Genomic DNA, 22,152 nt, shown 5'->3' on the forward strand with positions numbered 1-22,152 from the left:
GACGAGCGCCCCGCTTGGGCGCGCCGAAGGATGAGAGAATAAGAACTGAGGGAATTGTTTATGACAGCCAAGGAAGTCAAGTTCGGAGTAGACGCACGGGACCGCATGCTGCGCGGCGTCGACATCCTCGCCAATGCCGTGCAGGTCACGCTCGGTCCCAAGGGTCGGAACGTCGTGCTCGACAAGTCGTTCGGCGCGCCTCGCATCACCAAGGACGGCGTTGCCGTCGCCAAGGACATCGAACTCGAGGACAAGTTCGAGAACATGGGCGCCCAGATGGTGCGCGAAGTAGCTTCGAAGGCGGCGGATGCTGCCGGCGACGGCACCACCACCGCGACGGTCCTGGCCGCCGCGATTGTCCGCGAAGGCGCTAAGTCGGTTGCCGCCGGTATGAATCCGATGGACCTCAAACGCGGTATCGACCTCGCGGTCGAGGCCGTCGTGGCCGACCTCGAGAAGAACTCCAAGAAGGTCACATCGAACGACGAGATCGCCCAGGTCGGCACCATCTCGGCCAACGGCGATGTCGAGATCGGCAAGTTCCTCGCAGACGCCGTGAAGAAGGTCGGCAACGAGGGTGTCATCACCGTCGAGGAAGCCAAGTCGCTCGAGACCGAGCTCGACGTCGTCGAGGGCATGCAGTTCGACCGTGGCTATATCTCGCCCTACTTCGTCACCAACGCCGACAAGATGCGCGTCGAGATGGACGACGCCTACATCCTCATCAACGAGAAGAAGCTCTCCTCGCTGAACGAGCTGCTGCCGCTGCTCGAGGCCGTGGTACAGAGTGGCAAGCCGCTCGTCATCGTCGCCGAGGACGTCGAAGGAGAAGCGCTCGCGACCCTGGTCGTAAACCGCCTGCGCGGCGGCCTGAAGGTTGCGGCCGTCAAGGCTCCGGGCTTCGGCGATCGCCGCAAGGCCATGCTGCAGGACATCGCGATCCTGACCGGCGGCCAGGCGATCTCGGAGGACCTCGGCATCAAGCTCGAGAACGTCACGCTCAACATGCTCGGTCGCGCCAAGAAGGTGATGATCGACAAGGAGAACACCACGATCGTCAACGGCGCCGGCAAGAAGGCCGACATCGAGGCGCGCGTGGCCCAGATCAAGGCGCAGATCGAGGAGACCACCTCGGACTACGACCGTGAGAAACTCCAGGAGCGTCTCGCCAAGCTCGCTGGCGGCGTCGCGGTGATCCGCGTTGGCGGCGCGACCGAGGTCGAGGTGAAGGAGCGCAAGGATCGCGTTGATGACGCGATGCATGCGACCCGTGCGGCGGTCGAGGAAGGCATCGTCCCGGGCGGCGGCGTCGCCCTGCTCCGTGCCTCCGAGCAGCTCAAGGGCCTGCGCACCAAGAACGACGACCAGAAGACCGGCGTCGAGATCGTGCGCAAGGCGCTGTCCTGGCCGGCTCGCCAGATCGCGATCAACGCCGGTGAAGACGGTTCGATCGTGGTCGGCAAAGTCCTGGACAACGAGCAGTACTCTTATGGCTTCGATGCGCAGACAGGCGAGTATACCAACCTTGTCTCCAAGGGCATCATTGACCCGACCAAGGTGGTGCGGATCGCGGTTCAGAACGCCTCCTCGGTGGCGGCGCTGCTGATCACCACGGAAGCCATGGTTGCCGAGTTGCCGAAGAAGGTCGCGGCTGGTCCGGCATTGCCTCCAGGCGCCGGCATGGGCGGTATGGACTTCTGATCCACTCTGCCAACGTGTCAATGATGACATGCAAAACCCTGGCAGGAATGCCAGGGCTTTGTTTTGCGCGAGCTTGCAACGTAGCCCTTGCAAGCCGCGCCAAAGGTCCAGCCCTCGGCCTATCCGCATGAACGGCGGTAGGGCCTAGACGACCAAGGTAAGACGGTCCAGCACTGCGATGAAAGTGGGCCTGTCGCGTTTGTCTGTCACGAAGCTGCCTCTACCAAGCGCTTGAACGCTTCGTCTGCCGTCTCCGGCGGCGACCGAAAGGCTCCGGCGCAGCGATCGGTGGGAGCCAGCCCAGCGATCGGACAAGGTTTCAGTTCAAATTCGAGAGCGTTTCTTCCGTGCCCAACATCACCGGTCGAACTCCCCCCGGGTGCCCGTCGCGAGAGATCAATGTCGGCCGTCAACACAATGCGAGCGATCCGCTTGCAGATGTGAGCGCAAGAACATTCGCCCGCGCAGCGGCCGCAATAAATCCAAGTCCCGGAGAACGTGCTCATAGGATCTGGCATCCACACTATACCAATGTGTAACCGAGCTAGCCACGGGGATGAATTGGCACGAAGCGCGACCGGGTTCATTGTTGGCCTTATGGCCATGTATACTCAGGTTTACGCCCAATTCACGGAGGCGCAGGAACGCACCGCCGAAGGCCGTGCAGCTGCACTACACTCCAGTTTGATCGCTGACCTCAGTCAGCTGAATTTCGCAGACGCGGATGACCGTCGAGCATTCCCTCCGACCCTACATAGCATATTGGCAAGGCATGGACTGTTCGGGCTCACCACGCCAGGAGAGCACGGCGGATTAGCTCTTCCCTTGCAGGAGGCTATCAACCTGATCTCCGCTACTGCATCCTTTGATGTCTCCGCTGCCTCTACCCTCGTCATCCATAACTTCCTCGCCTTGCCCTGCATCCAAGCGGCACCGCACATTCCCGAACAAAAGCAAATCATTTGGGGTGCAACACGCGGCGATCTCTGCGCTTTTGCTTTGACCGAGCCTGGAGCCGGTTCGGCCCCGAGGCATATAGAGGCTTCGGCTCTCATGCGCGAAGATAAAGTTCGTATCTCTGGTCGCAAGATCTGGATCGGTCTCGCTGACTGGGCTCGCTGGATCGTTTGCTTTGCGCGCGCGTCTGGAGCCGATGCGAAAGGTCGGCTCGTTGGTGTACTCGTTGACAGGCAAGCTCCAGGCCTCAAGGTCACGCACGAGCATCGCACACTCGGTCTACGTGGCATCATTCAGAATACCCTGGAGTTCCAAGATGTCGAGGTGCCGCGTTCTTACGTGCTCTCTCGCGATCAAGACGGCTGGGGCGCAGCGGCATCTAGTATGAACCGAGGCCGTGTCGGTGTGGCTGCTATGGGTCTTGGAGCCCTTGAGCGCGCTATCCAGGTCGCAGCCTCTTATGCAAGCCATCGTCGGCTCGGTAAATTGCGTATGATCGAGAACAGCTACATCGAGCAGTTATTTGGGCAGATGGTGCTGCGGCGGGAAGTCGTGAAGGCGATGCTGGCCGCATCCTGCCGACTTGTGTCGGCACAGGGCGCGCCAAACGTCCACCTTGCGTCGGCAACGAAGGTTTTATCCTCGGAGTGGTGCGGCCTTGTCGCTGATCAATGCGTCCAGCTGTTAGGTGGCCGTGGTTACGATGAGGGAGCGCCTTTAGCCAAAATCTATCGAGACGCTCGCATCCTTCGCATCTTCGAAGGTCCGACTGAGGCGCTCCTATCACATCTCGGCCGGTGCCTACTCTCTAAAGCCACCCGTGACGAAATAGCCGATCTCTTTCGGTCTGTTGGAGCGGCATCAGTTCATGCTGCAGCAATTGAGGAGCTCTCTGGGCTCAATGAGACAGACGGTGCCGTGCTGATCTATGCGGGTTGGCTCACCACATTGGGACTGGCACAAGCTGTCATGTCTGCTGGTTGCTTCTCTGCCACAGATTGCGCCCCAGCAGCGGCTGACCTGGTCAGTTCCGAGCTAGCAACTCTCCGTGCTCGCGCGCCGGCACGGCAATCTGTCGAAGTCCGGACTCGGGCTAGTCGGACTCTGACCACCTTCCTTGAAGACGCGGCTTGTTCTATTCGCTCACCTGTCCTCACAGACGATTATCTTAGACTGGTGCAGTACGTCTGAGATCTACCGGATGCCGGACGTCTTTCTACCTAGTGGTCCCGCGCGCGACGCAGCCGTGTGACGGTCTGGCTTAGGACCAAGACCATCGAGCCACTCGATAACCGTGCTTGAACTTGCGACACTTGCAGGTGGCCCAACGAAAGGGCGGCGCACGCTCTCTCGCAGAGCCGATCCAGAGCATCCGCAAACCCACCTATTTTCCGGGTTTCCTGGAGCGCCTGCGCATGGCCGAGAAGGCGCTAGCCGCTGCCGTCTCGATCCGCTCGGTCGACCACTTGGTGCAGAGCAAACGGTCTCTCCGATTTGCGCTGGAGCGGTCAGACACCTCCATGCGTTGTTCGAGATCGAACGCACCATCAATGGCTGGGACGCTGACGAGCGGCGCGCCGTGCGCCAGGAAAAGCAAGCCGCTTCTCGAGGACATGCACGCCTGGTTGTTGCGCCAACGCGAAACCCTCTCCCGCTCCTCCGAGGTCCCAAAGCCTAATTTGCATGCTCAGGCGCTGGGACAAGTTCGGCCGCTTCCTCGAAGGATGGCAGGATCTGCTTGACCGACAATTGCGCTGAGCTCGCCTTGAGAGGCATTGCCTTGGGAAGGCGCAGCTTGACCTTCGCTGCTAGCCGGCGTGGCGCCGACCGTGCCGCCATTATGCTGACGATGATCACGACCGTCCGATCGCAGCGATCAACCAACAGCAGCGACCAGTGACTGCCGCGCCGATATCTTTCCGTATCCCTGGCATCGCTTACCGGCAGGAACAGGAAGTCGGCTGTATCATGGCGAACCCACCCTAATGCTCGGTCGGCGACCTCCTTAGAGGGGGATCGCAACATTTGGGCTATGAGGGGATCGGCACAAATTCACGACCTCTTTGAAGAGATCGGCTTATATCTATGCTTGACCATAGGACCGATGGGTGGGGTTCCAGATAGGATGTATCGACCCACACCAACCGCTTTCGTTTAACGCATCGGGTTCGTCAGCTTTCGGAAAGCTAACCCGTGTACAGTGACGTTGAAGTTAGCGGCCCGTGGTAGGGACAGCGCTTGCCCCGTGTATGCGTGGGGCCTTGAGCGCCGAATCACGTTTCTGCTAACTTCAACCAGTGCGGGCGTGGCAGAAATAGCGTCTGTCCAACCTGACCAGCGCCGAGTCGCGCCCGCGCTGCTTCCAGTGTGAGACTGAGATCAGATCTGACCCACATAGGCTTATCACTGGGTCGGTTCCGTTTTCGACGTCACCAGAGCCAGACGGCAGCGGAAGCGCTGCGGCGAGGACAACGGCCTTACCGTTGCGGAGCTCGTGACGAGCGTTGACTCGGTCGTGAGCTGGTGCGGCGACACGCATCATCCTCGACAGCAGCTGTTTGGCGGCGAGGTCACTAGAGAAGTGGTCGGCGACGATTCCGAAGCAGACGAAAATACAGCTTGTGCCGGCTGTGGTGGATGCGTGATGCTCGCCCTTCGCCTTGAGCGAGCAAGGCCTCGAAACGCACACCAGGAGCTGAGCCAGCTTTCAGACAAGGTCTAACCGGCCAACGGACCTGCTTGAATGCACGCGCAGCCCCTTCAGGCTCTGACGCGCGAGGGCATGCGCTCATCAACCTGAGTGAACCGGCCCACCTCTCTTTGATTATTCTCGTCTCGCTGCACTACTCTCAGAGAGCTTCTGTCGAGCGTACTCCTGCAACGAAGGCTGCGTTGAGCTCCGCTAGCAAGCACGTCGGGTGCACGTTCAGGGGGGCCACAATCCGTGTTGCCTGCCGCGATTGCACTTTCGGACCCGATGCGGCTGTCCGGCATCGATCGCGAAAGGATTCGATCCGTGGGGCTCGACACGTCTGTTGCAACCTCCCAAACACTCACGTCATTCTTTGTGTGACGACAATCGATATATCATGTCCGTTCGGGCTCCTGTAACGGTCGGCGAGAATTTTGAGCAACTCACCCATCTGACCTGACCGAACGGTAAATTCTCCATAGTTTGGATCAAAGAGCGTCGTCATTCCATTCGATGTCGACGTTGCGATTGTGTGGGCACCACCTGCGCGGAAACGCAAGCTGACCAAATAGACCGATGGATCGTCGGTGATTTCATTCACGATCTGGTCAATGCGCGAAGATGTACCCAAACCTATGTCGCGTCTGTTCGGCGGACGGCTCTAGGCCGGCTTCGCGTAACATCACGCTTTTTGCCTCAAGGTTGTGAGACTCTTCCGCTCTATCGCTTTGCAACAGGGTCTTGAGCTCTTCATATCGCTGCTGACGCATTGCCGCTGAGCTGTGATTTTGAGTCCCCGGGCGTAGCGCCCTCATCCGGGATGAAGGGCTGCTTGGAAGATTGAGGAGCCACTCCGCTGCCAATCCAACGCAGATTCCATCGACATTGGCCTCGGGCAATTCGGCCGTCCTGTATTCGAACAGAGGGTGCGTAGACCTCACTGGAGAGGATGGACTTGAGCTGGAGGACAGAGAGGATATGCTGGGATCCGAGGTGCTTGGACTATAAATGATTGCCTCCGAGGCATGTGGCTTGCTGCAGCAGAGCCCCATTTTATCGGACAAATCCCCAGATGGCGCACTCTGCCGTTGAGCCAGATCCGTCATAGTTTGCGCAAATTCGCAACTGTCCGCCGACGGACTCTGTTCGTCAGCTTGATTAGGGCGTGTGGGTTGCCCACTAACTCGATTATAGATGCCGGTTCGCCTGCTTCAGCGTACGTTTCTTCAGAGCGAGCGCGGGCTGCTTACGCCCCGCCTGCGGATGATATTCGCGGCAAGCTGACGACGAGCTGACAACCAGATAAGTGCCGAAGCTACCGCCCCCCGCGCCCACTTGGTGTCTCCACCGCCACAGCTCACGATCCTCGCTCCGGGTGCGGGGTGGTGGCCGACGAGCTCATGTCTGTCGCTCAGCGACGGCAGGCCGACCCTTTGCAATTCCGGACGCAGTACAGGGTCGTGGCGCCCCTGGAAAGCGCGTTCGTCAAACTGAATTCGACCGTCCCGTTGGCCTCGATCTCACATTACCGCGTTATGCCGCCGATCGGCACATACTTTTTCGCTCCAAAGAGTTGCGCAATTGGCGTCGTCGGAACGGCCAGTGACTGCGTTGTGTCCGGTCGCCGGCTCGATGGAATGTTGCTGCCGGACCCCATTCAGCACGGCTCCGCAATTCTTACCCGGATCAGTGCACTGTTAGCTGCCCAATGTGACAGCAGAAACTTTCAGGCTCAGCCCGCCCGCACGGCAAACACGCGATTGATCTTGACCTATACCGGCTTATGACGCCTCAGATCGGCGCGCCGACTCGGTGCTTCTGCAGCCGCTCGGCGTCACCTTCCGCTCGGATATTACCAACTCACCTCATCATGCTGTCGCGCTCATCCGCGCGAACAGCATTGCCGCGTCTGAGGGCCCTAGTCCAACAATGCCTACAAACCTTGACGGCGGCGTCGGGATCTCCCGATGAGTGGGTCTCCAAAGGTGAAGACAATATCGGCTGTTATTCACGTACTGAGATTGTGGCGGATGCAGTTGCATGACGCACTCCTCCTCATCCCAGAACAGGTCTTTGACAAAGCACATCTCTTCCCAGTTCGGACAGCGTCGCGGCGTCGAGACGGCAACATGCTCCCAGCCGGGACGGACGAATCCACTTATCTTTAGTTCACACCCGCAAGGCCCCTGCACAAGGAATACGCCGCAAGGTCCCGATCCCGGAGCGGTACCGAATCGGCCGTGTTGCACGCGGCCGGCCTCCAGCTTCTCTATCATTTGCGCGCGCACGCCCGCTCCTTTGCCTCTCGGATGGCCTTGAGCTCGACGCGGACGACGTTGTCTCGCAACTCGTCAATCAGCTCGATCCTCGGCCCAGCGCTCCTAGACCACTCTTCAGTGCACCATCTGAGAAAGCCGCAGATGTCCATCATCACTCGTTCTCCTGTTATGCTCGTTTAACGCTTTCACTGCGGGCGACGAACGCTCTCAAGGGCCACTGATTGCTCGAGTATGAGCGGCAGCACGATGCGCGCGATGGCAACTCAGTCCGCCGATTGCACCTTCCCGTTCACAACGCAACTCTGTCCTCAAGCTTCTCTCATGCGAAGCATCTTGCTCATCGATGCCAGCCAGTATTGGCCGCACATGGCCGAACAGAGCGCGCATCAGCAACAATAATGTCCGCCACCGCTCTCTCGCGCTTCATGCAAGCGTTAGCGCCCGTTCATGTTCGACGGCGACCTGCCTGAACAAGAGAACTTGGCGGCTCTTGGCCGCCACCCCCTCTTCAATGAATTGGTCCTAATCATGGCGCGCCCCTGTAGTTGCGCTCGACATCCACATTCGATGACCATTCGCAAAACCAGTGCTGGCATCAGTTGGTGCTTCGAGGCCGTATCAATGCTCGCTAAGACTGTAGCATTTGACTATCCGCGTTTTCTCCTCGAGTCCGAATACTGCCAATGCGCCATCTATATGAACTCGGCTTGAATTGTACGAGGTAAAGTCGAACAGGCCTGTACCAGAGCCGCGAGCGCCTGACATGAACCGTTCTTGAGTTGAAAACATGCAGCGCATTGCCTGCCATATCGACGTCTCTCGTAAGCTAACGGTCAGAAACAATGATTAGTCGATCTCATTTAGTGCGACGGTCGTCCGCTCTCCCTGTTTCACTACGATGGAAGTCCTCACTCATTGTTTACGGTATGGCGCTCGCGAACGCGCTCACGCGTTTGCTGCTAACGCGGGTGTCGTCTTTCAGACATGGACGTCGCGAACCCGACCTCGGGCAGCGGCTCTGTGTCGCCCACGCACGGCAGACGCGCCATTGCTTGCATCACAGCGGTCCCGATACTTCTCCGTCGTGGCATGTAGATTGCTGCGGTGTCGGAAAGCGGCCTTAAGTGTACCGACGATACACGAGCATCCCATCGGCCGGATGCTCGCTGCGCAACAGACAACGATTCTGATACTCTCCTTATGAAAGAGGCCTGCGAACTTATGAGTGGTACGAGGGATGCAAAGCCCGGTATTTTTCCGTGGACCAGCGCGACACTTGATGAAATGACGCATTGGCGCACACCAAAGCACAGAACGATCAAGCATTACGGCGGCGATTATCGCTCCGGGCGGGCGCAAACGAGGTGGAATCTTTGGCCGCTGGCCGCACTCCTTATAAATGCGCTGCTTTGGGCAGCTATCTACTGGATCGTCGCAGCGTTCTTGTGAAGCAATCTATCGGACGAAGCCCCCGGGGGCTTTCGGACGTCTCCCGCATGCCGCAGCCGCACCTTATGCGCAGAATCGATCGGACGTGGCGAGCTCTTTCACAGACTCAGGTTCCAGCGAATACTTCGCGCGACTACCTGGAAATGCGCATCCACAGCGCAAAAGGAAAAATTGAGACGTGACGCAGATATCTCGGGTGTAGGCGAAACTGATTGCCATTGCAGCCGGGACGAAGTGCCAAACACTGACCTCTAACAGCTCAACAAGTCCCCGCGCGGACGTCATCCGCGATTCCGCGCTAAGCGCCATTGACCAGAACATATCTAGGGTTTCGCATTTCGAGATATGAGAACTCGCTTTCGAGAAAGCTGACTGAATAGCTCGACCTGACGGGCGTTGAGCAGACCTGCTCCGCCTTTCCTTACGTATCGCGATCAGGAGCGCGGCACAGGACCGTCAGGGTGACCCGCAGTGCGGTACCCCTCAGCCGCTGACTTGCTTGCTAAGCGACATTGGGTCGCCATTGGTCGAGTAGCGATCAACAGGCCGGGGCGTCAGCGACGCTTACAGCTCTTCCTCAGGCCACGTATCGTCCTCGTTTTTGTGCATCTTCCACATCTGGGCACGCCGAGCTAGCTTATCGTATTCCTCGGCAATTTTAAGCAGCCTGTCTTTGGCTCTTCCGTCAGCGAGCGCTTCCGCCTTCTTTCGGGTTGCTTCCGCACGGCCTCGCCAGTGGTCGGGCTGGTAGAGTTTACTTTTCGGATTCATGCCGAGAGCATGCAATTCGCAGATCAAAGAAGTGCGACACCGTCGCTCCGTATAATCACGTAGCAGCGACGCCCGCGGCCTCGGTTTCCGAAGCAGACGTTCGCCGCGCACAGCCGCTATTCTCGAGGGCCACAGCGCGCGTTTGAGCCGAAGCTCGAACGAAGAATACACATCCCGACATCCTCAGACGATCGGACGCACGAAGGGACTTGAATCGCACGTAGCGTTAGATTGTACGATCCTGGACACGTCCGACAATCCAGACCGTCCCGAACACGTCATGAGTACTACGAATGCTTCAAACATCGAGCCTCACCTGGCGCGCCTCACTCAGGACGATAAGATCCTACAGGTGCATCCTTGCCCGCGCTGCGTCGGAGCTATTCCTGTCGCGGCTGGACGAAGTCGCGCGTTTCGAGATCTGCACGGCAGGCGGTCCCCTGACCGTTACCTCACCGGAACGGACGCGAGACGGAGGCTCGATCCCAGATCGCCCACCGAACGTCTTCACTTAACGCGGAACACCGGCGCAATTACACCAAGCATCGTCCTGGCGCGCGCCACCATGGTTCCCTCCAAACGACGAGTGCATCATCAACAGTCGCTTGAGTGCACCTGCGCTTCTGCCTGCTCTCTCCGTGCGATAGCTGGCGCAGGCCCTTCAACCCGGCGTCCCTGCTGCTACGGCGTCATTAGTTGGCTGGCGAGTAGGTTGCGCCAGAGCACCTAAGCACATGTCACGCTCAAGCAATGCCTCGCGCCATTAGGGCATGCACCGCATCAACGGAAGATCCAGGATGATCACTTGCAGGACCAGCTCAGCCGCTAGTGCCTCCACTCTTAATGGTGCTCTGCCACTACGGCAGATATCGTTTCTGTCGTTCCGCACAAATGACCTGCACCGTACGGACCAGAAAGGCGGAAGAACGAGCTTGCCGGCATGTCCTTAAGCAGTTCCGGCCTGTTTCCCGATTGACAGGTCATGTTGCGCTTCGCGCAGGAAGAACAATAACGCAGCCACACGGGCCTTGAAGGTAAATCATGACTCAAGATCAAACAACTCAGTTCACTTCGCGCCTCACACTCCACTGCGCCATTGCCCTTGTCGTGGCAATGACAGTGGCAATCCCAAAGCCAGTCAACGCGGGCGATCAAACACCGACCGCAGAAGAGAAAGAGGCTTGCATGGATGACGTGTTCCGCCTTTGTAGCAGCCACATACCAGATCGCTCCGCTATCACTGCCTGCCTGAGATCCAAGCAAGCGAGCCTCAGTCAGCAATGTCGCTACGTGATCTCCGCGCGAGACACTGGCCATAAAAGCAGCAACTCGAGGTGAAGATGTGGCGGCCAGAAATGGAGAGCTTGACCCTCACGTAGCGTCAGGTTGTAGCCTCGCCAAGCTGTGCCCACACTCAACCGACTGCCGCCTCAAGCGTCGATTGGGCCGTGCCGCGTGGGGCAGGCGACTGCATCAAGGCAATCGGTGCCTGGGTCTCTTGAACAATGTCTCGCTGTACGGAAGAGCTCGAGGTTTGGACAAGGAAGCGTGTAAAGTTCGATGGAAGTGCTTAGATCGATCATCGGCAAAGTTGCCACGGGCGCCACTCTGACGCGTGAGGAAAGCGCGTCAGCCTTGGACAGCATAATGTCGGGTGACGCAACTCCCTCGCAAATCGGTGCTCTGTTGATGGGGATGCGCGTCCGGGGCGAGACGGTCGAAGAAGTCACCGGCGCCGCCTGGGCGATGCGGAATAGAGTGCCGCGGGTCGAGGCGGCATGCGACCCCGTCGGTCTGGCTGGCACGAGCGAGACCCTTATGTATTCGGCCAACGTGTCGACATGTGCTTCCTTCATCGTCGCCGGGGCCGGCATTCCTGTGACCAAGCATGCCAACCGCGCTGCGTTTTCGGGTTCAAGCGCCGCAGACCTGCTGGCGCGCCTCGGTGTGAAGGTCGATCTCAAGCCTCAGGCCATCGCACGTTGCTTGAAGGAAGCCGGCATCGGCTTCATCTTTGCCTCCGTGCATTATCCGGCGATGCAGCGCATCGGGCAGATCCGGAGCGCGGTTGGAACCCATACGATCTTTAATCTGGCCGAGGCTCTGTGCAACCCGGCGGGGCTCAAGCGGCAGATCGTTGGGGTATTCTCTCCTGAATGGGTGCAGCCTCTGGCGTACGTCTTGAAGAACCTTGGTGCCGAGTCGGTATGGGTTGTTCATGGCTCGGACGGGCTCGAGGAAATAACCCTCACCGGCCCAACGTCTGTAGCTGCGCTCGAGGCGGGTATAGTCCGCACCTTCGAAGTGACGCCCGAAGAAGCCGGGCTCGCCCGCTGCCGCAACGACGCGCTGGAGAGCAGGGATGCGGAGGCTAGTGCCGTCGCGCTGCAAAATGTGCTTGATGGCATACCAGGTCGATTTCGCGACGCCGCTCTTTTGAACGCTGCGGCGGCGTTGGTCGTGGCCGGGCGGGCCTCGACACTGCAGGAAGGCGTAGCACTTGGGCAAGAATCACTTGATCGCGGCGCCGCAGCCAGTCGACTGAAGCGCCTGATCGCGGTTTCGAACGCCTGACAGCCGAGCGGGCCGATGTTCCATTGCGATCAAGTCTGCGGATCACGAGTGCGAAAATATTGCGGCCTCGAATGCGCGTCACCTCTGCGGATTTCAAGGAGCGTGCGCCGCCTATGCTCGCCCGCACGAAAGCAATTTGCGCTGAGCACGCGGCCCGAGAGCCCACTTTTTTGTCGACGAAATCCTGTTCACCCCGGGCCGCCGAGGTGAGGACCCGCCATCAAGCGCGCCGCGCGCCAAAGGAGAGAATCGATGATGTCCTCGCAGAGGATTGAAACACTCGGGTCTATCGCAGTGATGGAACACATCATTCGGAAGTTTCGGGAGTTGATCGACACAGATAGCTCGATCCCGCCGGAGCTGCGCGGTGCGCTGCACGCCACACTCGATGAGCATCTTCTCGATGCAAAAAGACGTATTCTCCTAAAAGTGCATTAGGTGCACCGATGCCGTCTACATCCCGAGACAATCTGGCAGGCGCGCGCCGTACCGCGATCGGCATCATCCCATCCGCACGGGTCCAGCGAGACTCCAGCCTCGGCTAGTCGGATCGCGACCGCGGCTGCATGTGCACTGGCGCGTCGCCGGGTTGCTCAGGGCGCTTCCTGTTTGATGGGAGCCCCGTGAAAACAGTGGCGGCGGCAGTTCTCAGTTCTACCGCCGCGATTGCCGATCCGACTCGAACAATTGCCTGGGCTGCGACTGGTTTCAAGGATTAGAGCTCGTATTGAACGGGCTCATGAGCTCCAGCGATTTCGGCGCTTTGTTTGTCTATGCTAGCGCCGATGTGCGGCCTGTCGAAAACTACCAGCTTTGGTAGATCACCTGTGATCGACAGGCGAGTAGCATCGTTCCGGCAGCAGGACGGAATCAACGGCACGCCTTGAGTCACAACCGTTAGCGCCTCTCTAGACCTTCTGGCTCGATTCTGATGTGAGTAAATGGTCATGTCATGATCTTGCGGAAGCGATGACAATCGAATGCCAAGGCGTCAGACAGCTATGTTCAGCAACGCGTTCGAGATCGCCCCGATCCTTGAGAGCATTCGCACCTGGGTCGTGATCGAATCTCCGACGGAGCGGCCAGATCAGATCAACAAATTGGCCAGGGTCGTCGCAGCAGGGTATCGCGACCTACCGGCCAACGTCGAGCGCGTTGCGGGGCGTGACGGCTGCGGCAATCATTTGATCACCCGCTCCTCTTGGGGGCAGGCCCGTCCCGGGCATTTTGGTGTTGAGCCATCTCGACACGGTTCATCCGATGCGATCCATCGAACGGCTGCCATCAGCGACCCTGATCTCAAAAGCAGACGAACTTTCTTGACGCAAATCGCAGCGCTGAATGCGTGGGACACCAGACCGGTCGGCGCCCCGGTTTGGAGCCCCAGTCCCGTTCATGACGTTGCATAAAAGGGCTTGAATCGGACGTAACGTTAAGTTGTACGTTCTTGAGGAGGGCACCTATCTCGGTTCATCGGAAGATATCGCTTGGGATTATGGAGCAGCAAGTTGAAAGAGCCCGACGGGGCCAAGAAGGTCCTGTTAATCGATCATATTGAAGGCCAATGCCGTTGCATCATCGGCTTCAAAGATGGAGACGCCAGAGAGGCCTATATGTGCGGCGAGCCTGTATATCAAAGACGCGGCAAGAAACTCTCTTCATGGTGTGCGTACCACTACGGACAGATGCACACGGCCGCCGCCCAGCAGAACAGAGAGAGTGATCAATCGGCCGCGAGCCCTCAAGCAGTATCCATTGTTCGCAACCCATGAGAACCATCAAATGCCGCGTCATCCTAAGGCACAAGGGCAAAGCATGTGCTAAGGCACAAGGGCAAAGCATGTGATCGGGGCCTCGCCAAGCAATTCTGGGCTGAGGCGAAAGCAACTCGCGGCAAGGATACTATGCGGGCCTGAGTCGCATGCATAACGAGCTTGATCTCTGCCGATCAACCGAACCGGTGTGCATGCTCCGACAAACCTGCGATCCATTTCGAAGGGCAGTCTCAGCTTCGTCAGCCTCAACGGAAAGACTGAGCGGATCGCTCGCTCCTTCAATCAGCTCGGCGTTCAGAAGGGAGACCGGATCGCGATCCTCAGCATCAGCAGGCGGAATTATCCAGAGCTGCAATGGTCGATGAGAAAGCATCGACCTATCCTCTCTCGGAGCGGGACGGCGCCAAATCAAACTTCGCTTAGTGCTCACCAAAACGTACCAAGTTCACCATTATTGGCATCACGATCCCTGTCTGATCGCGCCAAAATGCCCGGAGGTCGCGCATGCCGCGGATCCTGATCATGAATGCCGGTACAGCTCAAATGTCCGGCGTCGATCTGACGCGAGCTCAACTCTCGCTCGCCGCCAATTCGGCATACCGTTCGGCGTGGTTTGCTCATCAAGGTGACCTGATAGTGTCCCCGGTAGACATCCCGGCGGATCTGCTCTCCTTCATTGGCGCGACGCTCGATTTCGACGCATCGAGTCTCTGTCTCCTTGTACCTGACGGTGGCCGCCAATCACCGGTCCTTGATGATGGCACACTTCTGTCTAAGACTGTTGTTGAGCGCATCAACAGACATATTCGTCAGAAATCAACCTGGCGATTATATCCCTGTTACTCTACCGAAGGTGTCGCACGCCTGGCGGCCATGTTGGGCATACCGCAGACCGGCGGCGACTTCGCTCTGCAGCGAGGGCCTGATCTGTTGAACCGCAAGAGCCACTTCCGTCAATTAGCGACAAGCGTCGCACTTCCGCTGCCCAATGGTTCCGTCACGGCAGACCCAAACGAACTATCCAGAGCTGTTACTTCCCTCAGAGCCGAGACTGGCAGCGTCATTGTAAAGCTGGACAATGGAGCCGGTGGAGTCGGAAACGTCATCCTGACCGGCAACGAAAGCGATCCACTACCAGGGGCAAGAGATACCCGGCGAATTCCGTGGCCCTCGTTTGATCCTGACGCGCTTTGGTCTGAGATGACAAACGCATCTTGTAAGACGCTGGTCGTGGAGTCGTACCACTTGGCCAAGTCATTGTTCTATCTCGAGTATGAAATTGAGAATGATGGTTCAATCGTCTTCACGAACAGTGGAAACATACGTCTGCGTAAAAGCGCCGATCGGTCCGAAAGAGCTCTGATCTGGACAGGACTCGAGATTCCAAGCGACCTGGGGAACGAGCAATGGTTGATTGCACAGGCGCATGCCTACCGATTCGTGGCGCTTGCGCGAAACCTGGGATATCGCGGAATGATCAACATTGACGCCATTTTCGCGGATGACGGACGGCTGCTGTTTAACGAAGCGAACGGCCGCTGGGGTGGCGGCTCGGTGTTACACAGCATTGCGGTCCGGCTGCTGGGCTTCGACTATTCCGGTCGCAACGTTATTTTATCCGTAAGAAATGTTCGATCACGATCCCTCCAAACAGCGTGTGAGCGTTTCAGCCAGGACGGATTTCTGTTCGACCCCACACGCAAGGAGGGCGTGATCCCGCTTGCCTCCGACGCAGAGGTTGGCACGGTGGAGTGCCTTGTGATTGCGCGCGATAGGCCGGCGGCCCGCGACCTGGAGCAGCGGCTACTGCGAATGGTTTGATTGAGATCCCAGCGAATATATCTTCAACCGCTCAATTAATCCGAACTTGTCCCTGCTCTCGACCGCGTGGCAAGGATGCGCCGACTTGATGAATAGAGACTTGCATCGGCACGCCGCCACCTGCATTGGCGATCTCCCGCAACTGCTGTTCGAAAGCCGCGGCATCTGCCGACGAGGAAACCGACAAGTTTTCTTGCGGGCTCCCGCTGCCCGACTGCTGGAGCCCCCCTAGTTGAGGTAAAGTCCATCCATTCTCTCTGTCGAAATAAATACTTAGGACTCGGCTGACGCAGGACGGTCGAGCAAAAGGCCGAGCGGGATCAAGGAGCTTCAGAAGAGTCTTCTCTTCTGATGGCCGTTCCAAAGACCCAGTGCGCGCAGGTGCCGTCCCAACCGGGCCGAGCATTCGGCTGTTTGCTAGGTCTGATAGCTGTGGAGACCCTTACGACAATACAGGGCTTCCTACGCGAAGCGCGAGTACACGTCGCGCCGACACACCTCCCGGTTTGACGCAGCGACGATGGCTTGCCGCAGTTACTCTGAGCAACCTCGGCTAGGATTACGCGTGGTGGCCTTTACAGGCATCAAGGATCGTGTCCCGTGGCGTGGTGTAGCTGAGTGCGGGTCACCACGTTCGCCGGCATGGGCCGGATCGGTCAGCTGGCGATTGCCGGGAAGCTGACGGCGGGATCATCGCCCAACGGGGCGATGGTTTCCAGTGTCATGTAGCGGCCGCGTTGAACCGTCCACTCGTCGTTCTGTTCGAGCAGGATGGCACCGATCAGGCGAGTGATGGCGTCCTCATTCGGGAAGATGCCAACCACTTCGGTTCGGCGCTTGATCTCGCCGTTGACCCGTTCGAGCGGATTGGTCGAGTGCAGCTTGGCGCGGTGCGCGGCCGGGAAGCTCATATAGGCCAGCACGTCGGTCTCGGCCTCGTCGAGGAAGGCGGCGAGCTTCGGCAGCTTGGGGCGGAGCTGGTCGGCGATGCGCCGCCATTGCGCCCGTGCTGCCTCGGCGTCGTCCTGGGCAAAGGCGGTGGCGATGAAGGCGGAGACGACGCGCCGGCCGCTCTTGCCGGCATGCGCCAGCGCGTTGCGCATGAAGTGCACGCGGCAGCGTTGCCAAGAGGCGTTGAGCACCTTGCTGACGGTCGCCTTGATGCCCTCATGGGCGTCGGAGACGACGAGCTTGACGCCGCGCAGGCCCCGCCGCGCCAGCTTGCGCAGGAACGCCGTCCAGAACGTCTCGGCCTCTGACGGACCGATATCCATGCCGAGCACCTCGCGGCGGCCATCGCTGTTGACTCCCACCGCGATGATCACCGCGACCGAGACGATGCGCCCGTTCTGGCGCACCTTCACGTAGGTCGCGTCGATCCACAGATAGGGCCAGTCGCCCTCGATCGGGCGGTTGAGGAAGGCCTTCACCTTGTCGTCGATCTCGCCGCACAGCCGCGACACCTGGCTCTTGGAGATCCCGCTCATGCCCATCGCCTGCACCAGATCGTCGACCGAGCGGGTGGAGACGCCCTGCACGTAGGCCTCCTGCACCACGGCGGTGAGCGCCTTCTCGGCCATCCGCCGCGGCTCGAGGAAGCCCGGGAAGTAGGAGCCAGCTTGGGAATGCGCAGCTCGACGGTGCCGGCGCGGGTCTCCCAGCTCCGGTCGCGGTAGCCGTTGCGCTGGACCTGCCGTTCCTGGCTCTTCTCGCCGTACGCGGCCCCGGTCAGGCCCTCGACCTCCAGCTCCATCAGCCGGTGGGCGGCAAAGCCGATCATCTCGCGCAAGAGATCTGCATCGGGGGTCTTCTCTACGAGCGTGCGCAGGTTCATCATGTCGTCGGTCATCGGTGGTTCCTCGAATCAGGTTGGCTGTCGCAATCCAAACCTTACCGACGAATCATCGGTGACCACCCGCAAAGCCGCTCGCTCGCTACGGCGCTATTGAGGGCGCGCTTCGCGAGCGGCTTTGCTAATCAGCTACACCACTCCTCGGGACACGACCGGCATCAAGGATTGCGATGACTTCCGACCGGCATTTTGGCAGCCTTTGCGAGGGATCGTCTGAGCACAAGAAGGCCAAGCTACCCCCTCTCCTGAGAGCTCACCCCTTACCAACTTCATTCAAAAGCAATCTCAGCCACCCCACCTCACACGCCAGCGGTAGAGTTTTCGATGATCCGGCGGTTCGCGCCGCTGCGTTTTGAACAGAAGTAGACCAGCGATCGGCGTTCGCCGGACAGCACAGGCTTCACCTCGTGCCGGAGCTTACATGTGGTGACAAGCACGGCGCCAAATGGCGGTCGGAATACCTGGTGTTCGTACCCGCTTGGATATACCACGAACTCACCTCCCTCGAAGTCCCTCGCCAGCTGCACAATGACCGCGTACTCGAAATCCGGATCGCTCGCAGCATCCAGATGAATGCCAACAAACGAACCAGGAGGCATCCGATGCGTTTGGCACCGGCGAATCACGTAATCCGACGTTGCTCCCAAGATCTTTCTTAGCGCGAAGCTGCGGTCTTTCCTTTCCAGCAGTTCCATGATCTGCCCTGGAGCTGCACCGCTCACATTGCTAGGAGCGCGGCCGGGCGGGTCGACCCTCACGCGTTTGACGAAAACATTGTGCGAGTCGCCGGCATCTCCCTCCCTCACTTCTTCTTCGGGAATCTCAGTCTGCAGCTGATCGATCTTGGCCAACTCATCTTGGGTGAATAGCATCTGAGGGCCGATCACCACCGTCCCCTTCACCAACAGCTCAATGCGGTATTTTGTCAACGCTTCTTCTGAAAGCAGACGAGACTTATCATTCATTGCGCGCGCCATTCGAATTCACTCCAGGGTTTCATGTTCGATGCAGGACTCCAGGCCCCGGTGCATCGAGCCAAATGCTTGCTCCCAATGCTCGCCATCGAACTCGCTTATTGTTATGCGTTCGATGGTCCTGTTATCCAGGCATCGAATATTCACGCTGAACCCGGCGGGGTTCGACCGCGGCCTATAGAATGGCTTTACGCCACAAACCCGGCAAAACGTGTGCCGAGCGATGTTCTTATTGAACTGATACTCCGTCAGGAATTCTTCGCCGCACTCTATTCCGACCTTATTGCCAGGTACGAGCAAGTGCAGAAATCCCGACATTTGGCAGATTGAGCAATTGCATCGAACTGCAGAGAGCTCTCGCGGTGCTTGGACGTAGAACTTGACAGAACCACAATGACAACGGCCACGGTGTTCGATCTCCGAGTGATCATCTCCTTCAAGTGAGACAATTTGGAGCAGATCGCAGCACCATTGTAAGCTAAGCCGATAGGCCCGATGGAATTCATCCCAAAAGCGAGCGCTACAGTCAGGAGGGACAAGTTCGCCAATGAGCCGGCTTGTCATTTCTCCGTGATACTTCTCCGCGGGATCTTCTCCGCCGACATGGCTACGGAAGTACTCCAGGTCGTCAGGCCGCGCCTTAAAGGTTTTGACGACAGTCGTCCATAGCGACTGGATCATGTCCGCAGCATGTAGCTCAAAAGCGACCATGTGGGCGCAACGCACTAAGGGATCTTTCGACGACAATCCGGCATAGAGAGAATGCAGATACCGCTTGGTCGCGGCGCTGTAGTTGGGTCGTATTGCTCTGCGGAGGAGTTGCGACGCATCTTTTCTAAACAGGTTTGAGTGGAAGTTCTCAGTCACGAGAATATCGGGTAGCGCCGCCTTGCCGCCCTGGAGAATTTGGCCATAACCGCCCGTCTCATCCCAGCAGATGAAATTTGCGACCACGCTGGTCAGTTCAACGTCCCTCGCAATATCCCGATTGTGCTTCAATGCATCGAAAATGAGATCCCGTTGCGACCCCGCCTGCAGGTACGGGAACGCCTGTGACATCGCCAGATATTCAGGCAGCAGGTTAGCGACCTGGTCCTCGGACATCTCCGCAGCGAACGGGTGCGGGCCGAACAGGGCTCGCGCCTGCTCAGACAAGTACTCGCAGCATATCTGCGGAGGCTGATCGGGTGTAAATCGAGATTCTCGAGATGTCATTTGACCCCTTGGCAATGAGGAGAGAACGATCGTTGATGGCGCCACTTTGTATCCGGGCCGACTATTGGCGACCGCGAGTTCGTCAGTTTCGATTGGCTTGTGATCGCGTTCACCATCCAGGCGCACTTCTTGGGGGCCACCTTCGCGGTAACAGACAGTGCCATGCTCAGTCCTGCTCACGCGCATCGAAGTGAACGCGTAGGTCAACTGATCGGCGGCGATCAACACGGATTCCGGTTTACGAAAATCCCGGTGCCGCGAATTCCCGGCACGGTCAGCATTCGCTTGCAGAGTCATGGTGAAATATTGCGCCGCGCAGGCCCTCGCGGTTGCTGCTCCTGCCAGTTGATCGAACTGCTAAGAGCTTCGTACAGCATTGCAAGGACTATCCGCATCTACCTGGCTGTGGGGCCTTCGGGGGCAAGCTGTGCGAAATGCCGGCTGCCGGCCGGCACACGCTTCTCAAAAGGGGACCGCCCTAGCGCCACTACGCTGCCTTCTTGCACGCTTAGAGCAATCACCGTGCCAACTCGTGCACTCACTCCCAGTCTGAATGCTTTGACAAAACTCTCGCGACCGACTCCTCATTGCAAATGTATTGAACCTGACACGGCCGCCAGACAGCAGACCGCGAAAAGCCAGCCGCCACCCAGAATGGGCTCTCCAGATCAAGCGTCACGGACAAGTGCAGCAAGATCGGTTTCGAGCTTCGGCTGACGCTTGAAGATTGCGTCTATCAACGCCTGCGCCGGTTGCTCGCCGGCCTCGACCAGCGCTGCCTTCTCAGCCCGCGCAGAGGGAGCGAACACTCGCTTGACGACGGTCGGCGATCCCTTGAGGCCGCATTTGGAGACGTCTTCGATACCGGCATCGTTTGCGCTCCATTTAACGATTTGGGCACGCGCGGCACGCAAGGCATCCGGCATCGCGCCGCGCCGAATCTGATTCGTTCCCTCCAGCATTGTGATCAGACACGGCAGCCTCGTGTGCAGCACCTGAACACCACCTTCGGAGCGTCGTTCCGCTTCAATTGTATGGGCGGCGAGATCTAAGGATCTGACCTTCGCAACGTAGGTTAGCTGCAATACGCCCAGTCGCTTTGCGATGCCGGGCCCAACCTGCGCCGTATCGCCGTCGATGGTCTGCTTTCCCGTGAAGATGAGGTTTGTCGGGCCATATTCCTTGCCGATTTTTCGGATGGCTGTTGCAAGTGCATACGTTGTGGCCAGGGTGTCGGAGCCGGCAAAGCAGCGATCGGTGAGTAGGACGGCGCGATCGGCGCCGTAAGTCAGCGCCTTTCGCAAAGAATCTTCCGCCGATGGCGGTCCCATTGTAAGCACCGTAATTTCGCCGCCGAACCGATCGCGCAGCTCCAGCGCGGCCTCGAGGGCGAAGAGGTCATATGGGTTAATGATGGTCGGCACTCCCTGACGCATGATTGTATTGGTCACGGGGTGCACGCGGATCTGCGCCGAGTCCGGAACCTGTTTGATGCAGACGACATTGTGCACGGTGTTGCTCCAAAAGCTGCGACAGCTGCGGAGAGCACAGCAAGTGTTGTACCATCGCCCGCCCTTTTGGGATCGGCTTGCCATCACAGAGGCTTAGACCGGGTGATGCGCCCCTCTAGCCCGCTTCCCGACGAACGAATGCTAACATAGTCAGGACTGCGACAGCGCTTTCCGCAGGGCGCGCCAGCTGAGTGAGGCCAGGATGGCTTGCGACAGATTATCGCCGCCAATCACCAGCGGCCGGCCGGCCGGTTGACGTCCAATGAGCATTGCCGCTCACTAGCACTACTTTGGCAGATTGTGTTTTCGCCGCTGTTTTTCACGGATTTGCCTTCGGCAATATGGGCAATGCTGAGACGGCGGCCGAAGGATGAGATCGACGATGGCGTGACGTACGGCTGGCATGGTTGGCTGAGGCGGAGGCCCGTAGATTCTTTTTTTTCCGCCCCGCGTATGCGAGGCGACGATGTTGCAGGAAGGCGTAGGCAATCATTGTCATCAGGGCGTGGCGATGAAGACCTTGCCATGATCGCCCTTCGAAGTGATCAAGTCCAAGTTCCTCCTTCAACTGCTGATGCGCC

Annotated in this window: 13 protein-coding genes and 4 pseudogenes; 9 read left to right on the forward strand and 8 right to left on the reverse strand. The window is 58.7% G+C overall.

Annotation, left to right across the window (positions count from 1 at the left end):
- Positions 1-60 precede the first annotated feature (60 nt).
- The 3 genes and pseudogenes from groL to EAV90_RS40115 all read left to right on the forward strand — a co-directional run.
- Positions 61-1,701, forward strand: coding sequence for a chaperonin GroEL (groL, locus tag EAV90_RS14065; RefSeq protein ID WP_129143666.1), 1,641 nt, complete (start codon positions 61-63; stop codon positions 1,699-1,701).
- A 603-nt stretch (positions 1,702-2,304) separates the two neighbouring features.
- Positions 2,305-3,849 (forward strand): acyl-CoA dehydrogenase family protein, encoded by a 1,545-nt coding sequence (locus EAV90_RS14070; RefSeq protein ID WP_164936923.1) that lies wholly within the window; start codon positions 2,305-2,307, stop codon positions 3,847-3,849.
- Positions 3,850-4,141: 292 nt separating this feature from the next.
- Positions 4,142-4,525: pseudogene (locus EAV90_RS40115) on the forward strand (IS66 family transposase); the annotation flags it as partial.
- Positions 4,526-5,711: 1,186 nt separating this feature from the next.
- On the opposite strand, the gene EAV90_RS41225 reads toward EAV90_RS40115, so the two are convergent.
- From EAV90_RS41225 to EAV90_RS41680, 3 genes are all read right to left on the reverse strand, one after another.
- On the reverse strand, positions 5,712-5,951 hold the full coding sequence (locus EAV90_RS41225) for a YopT-type cysteine protease domain-containing protein (protein WP_283810466.1): 240 nt from the start codon (positions 5,949-5,951) through the stop codon (positions 5,712-5,714).
- A 7-nt stretch (positions 5,952-5,958) separates the two neighbouring features.
- A complete protein-coding gene (locus EAV90_RS41230; RefSeq protein ID WP_347338799.1) occupies positions 5,959-6,456 on the reverse strand; it encodes a YopT-type cysteine protease domain-containing protein in 498 nt (165 codons plus the stop codon).
- 762 nt (positions 6,457-7,218) lie between these two features.
- On the reverse strand, positions 7,219-7,626 hold the full coding sequence (locus EAV90_RS41680; RefSeq protein WP_430644727.1) for a DUF7694 domain-containing protein: 408 nt from the start codon (positions 7,624-7,626) through the stop codon (positions 7,219-7,221).
- A 1,203-nt stretch (positions 7,627-8,829) separates the two neighbouring features.
- Here EAV90_RS41680 and EAV90_RS14090 point away from each other — a divergent pair.
- The 6 genes and pseudogenes from EAV90_RS14090 to EAV90_RS14125 all read left to right on the forward strand — a co-directional run bounded on the left by EAV90_RS14090 (position 8,830) and on the right by EAV90_RS14125 (position 16,019).
- Entirely contained in the window at positions 8,830-9,078 is a 249-nt protein-coding gene (locus EAV90_RS14090; RefSeq protein ID WP_129143669.1) for a hypothetical protein, read from the forward strand.
- A gap of 2,331 nt (positions 9,079-11,409) precedes the next feature.
- Positions 11,410-12,423 (forward strand): anthranilate phosphoribosyltransferase, encoded by a 1,014-nt coding sequence (gene trpD, locus EAV90_RS14105; protein ID WP_129143671.1) that lies wholly within the window; start codon positions 11,410-11,412, stop codon positions 12,421-12,423.
- Positions 12,424-12,675: 252 nt separating this feature from the next.
- Positions 12,676-12,861, forward strand: coding sequence for a hypothetical protein (locus EAV90_RS14110; protein ID WP_122405176.1), 186 nt, complete (start codon positions 12,676-12,678; stop codon positions 12,859-12,861).
- A 563-nt stretch (positions 12,862-13,424) separates the two neighbouring features.
- Positions 13,425-13,707 (forward strand): annotated as a pseudogene (locus EAV90_RS14115) (M20 family peptidase); the annotation flags it as partial.
- A gap of 224 nt (positions 13,708-13,931) precedes the next feature.
- Positions 13,932-14,195, forward strand: a complete 264-nt coding sequence (locus EAV90_RS14120; RefSeq protein ID WP_129143672.1) for a hypothetical protein — start codon at positions 13,932-13,934, stop codon at positions 14,193-14,195.
- Positions 14,196-14,702: 507 nt separating this feature from the next.
- On the forward strand, positions 14,703-16,019 hold the full coding sequence (locus EAV90_RS14125) for a preATP grasp domain-containing protein (protein ID WP_129143673.1): 1,317 nt from the start codon (positions 14,703-14,705) through the stop codon (positions 16,017-16,019).
- Positions 16,020-16,675: 656 nt separating this feature from the next.
- Here EAV90_RS14125 and EAV90_RS14130 read toward each other — a convergent pair.
- From EAV90_RS14130 to EAV90_RS14150, 5 genes and pseudogenes are all read right to left on the reverse strand, one after another.
- Positions 16,676-17,868, reverse strand: a pseudogene (locus tag EAV90_RS14130) (IS256 family transposase).
- 302 nt (positions 17,869-18,170) lie between these two features.
- Positions 18,171-18,848, reverse strand: a complete 678-nt coding sequence (locus EAV90_RS14135; protein WP_129143674.1) for a 2OG-Fe(II) oxygenase — start codon at positions 18,846-18,848, stop codon at positions 18,171-18,173.
- Positions 18,849-18,854: 6 nt separating this feature from the next.
- Positions 18,855-20,285 carry a GFA family protein gene (locus EAV90_RS40120; protein WP_245509509.1) on the reverse strand — a complete coding sequence of 477 codons (1,431 nt, stop codon included), beginning with the start codon at positions 20,283-20,285 and terminating at the stop codon, positions 18,855-18,857.
- A gap of 443 nt (positions 20,286-20,728) precedes the next feature.
- On the reverse strand, positions 20,729-21,571 hold the full coding sequence (locus EAV90_RS14145) for an electron transfer flavoprotein subunit beta/FixA family protein (protein WP_129143675.1): 843 nt from the start codon (positions 21,569-21,571) through the stop codon (positions 20,729-20,731).
- A gap of 319 nt (positions 21,572-21,890) precedes the next feature.
- Positions 21,891-22,152 (reverse strand): annotated as a pseudogene (locus tag EAV90_RS14150) (IS701 family transposase); the annotation flags it as partial.

Source organism: Bradyrhizobium vignae (assembly GCF_004114425.1).
GTDB lineage: Bacteria > Pseudomonadota > Alphaproteobacteria > Rhizobiales > Xanthobacteraceae > Bradyrhizobium > Bradyrhizobium vignae.

What these genes read in the sequence shown, in the direction of transcription:
- groL (WP_129143666.1), top strand. Translation starts at nt 61, where the DNA reads ATGACAGCCAAGGAAGTCAAGTTCGGAGTAGACGCACGGGACCGCATG.
- EAV90_RS14070 (WP_164936923.1), top strand. Translation starts at nt 2,305, where the DNA reads ATGTATACTCAGGTTTACGCCCAATTCACGGAGGCGCAGGAACGCACC.
- EAV90_RS41230 (WP_347338799.1), bottom strand. Translation starts at nt 6,456, where the DNA reads ATGACGGATCTGGCTCAACGGCAGAGTGCGCCATCTGGGGATTTGTCC.
- EAV90_RS41680 (WP_430644727.1), bottom strand. Translation starts at nt 7,626, where the DNA reads ATGATAGAGAAGCTGGAGGCCGGCCGCGTGCAACACGGCCGATTCGGT.
- EAV90_RS14090 (WP_129143669.1), top strand. Translation starts at nt 8,830, where the DNA reads ATGAAAGAGGCCTGCGAACTTATGAGTGGTACGAGGGATGCAAAGCCC.
- trpD (WP_129143671.1), top strand. Translation starts at nt 11,410, where the DNA reads ATGGAAGTGCTTAGATCGATCATCGGCAAAGTTGCCACGGGCGCCACT.
- EAV90_RS14110 (WP_122405176.1), top strand. Translation starts at nt 12,676, where the DNA reads ATGATGTCCTCGCAGAGGATTGAAACACTCGGGTCTATCGCAGTGATG.
- EAV90_RS14125 (WP_129143673.1), top strand. Translation starts at nt 14,703, where the DNA reads ATGCCGCGGATCCTGATCATGAATGCCGGTACAGCTCAAATGTCCGGC.
- EAV90_RS14135 (WP_129143674.1), bottom strand. Translation starts at nt 18,848, where the DNA reads ATGGCGCGCGCAATGAATGATAAGTCTCGTCTGCTTTCAGAAGAAGCG.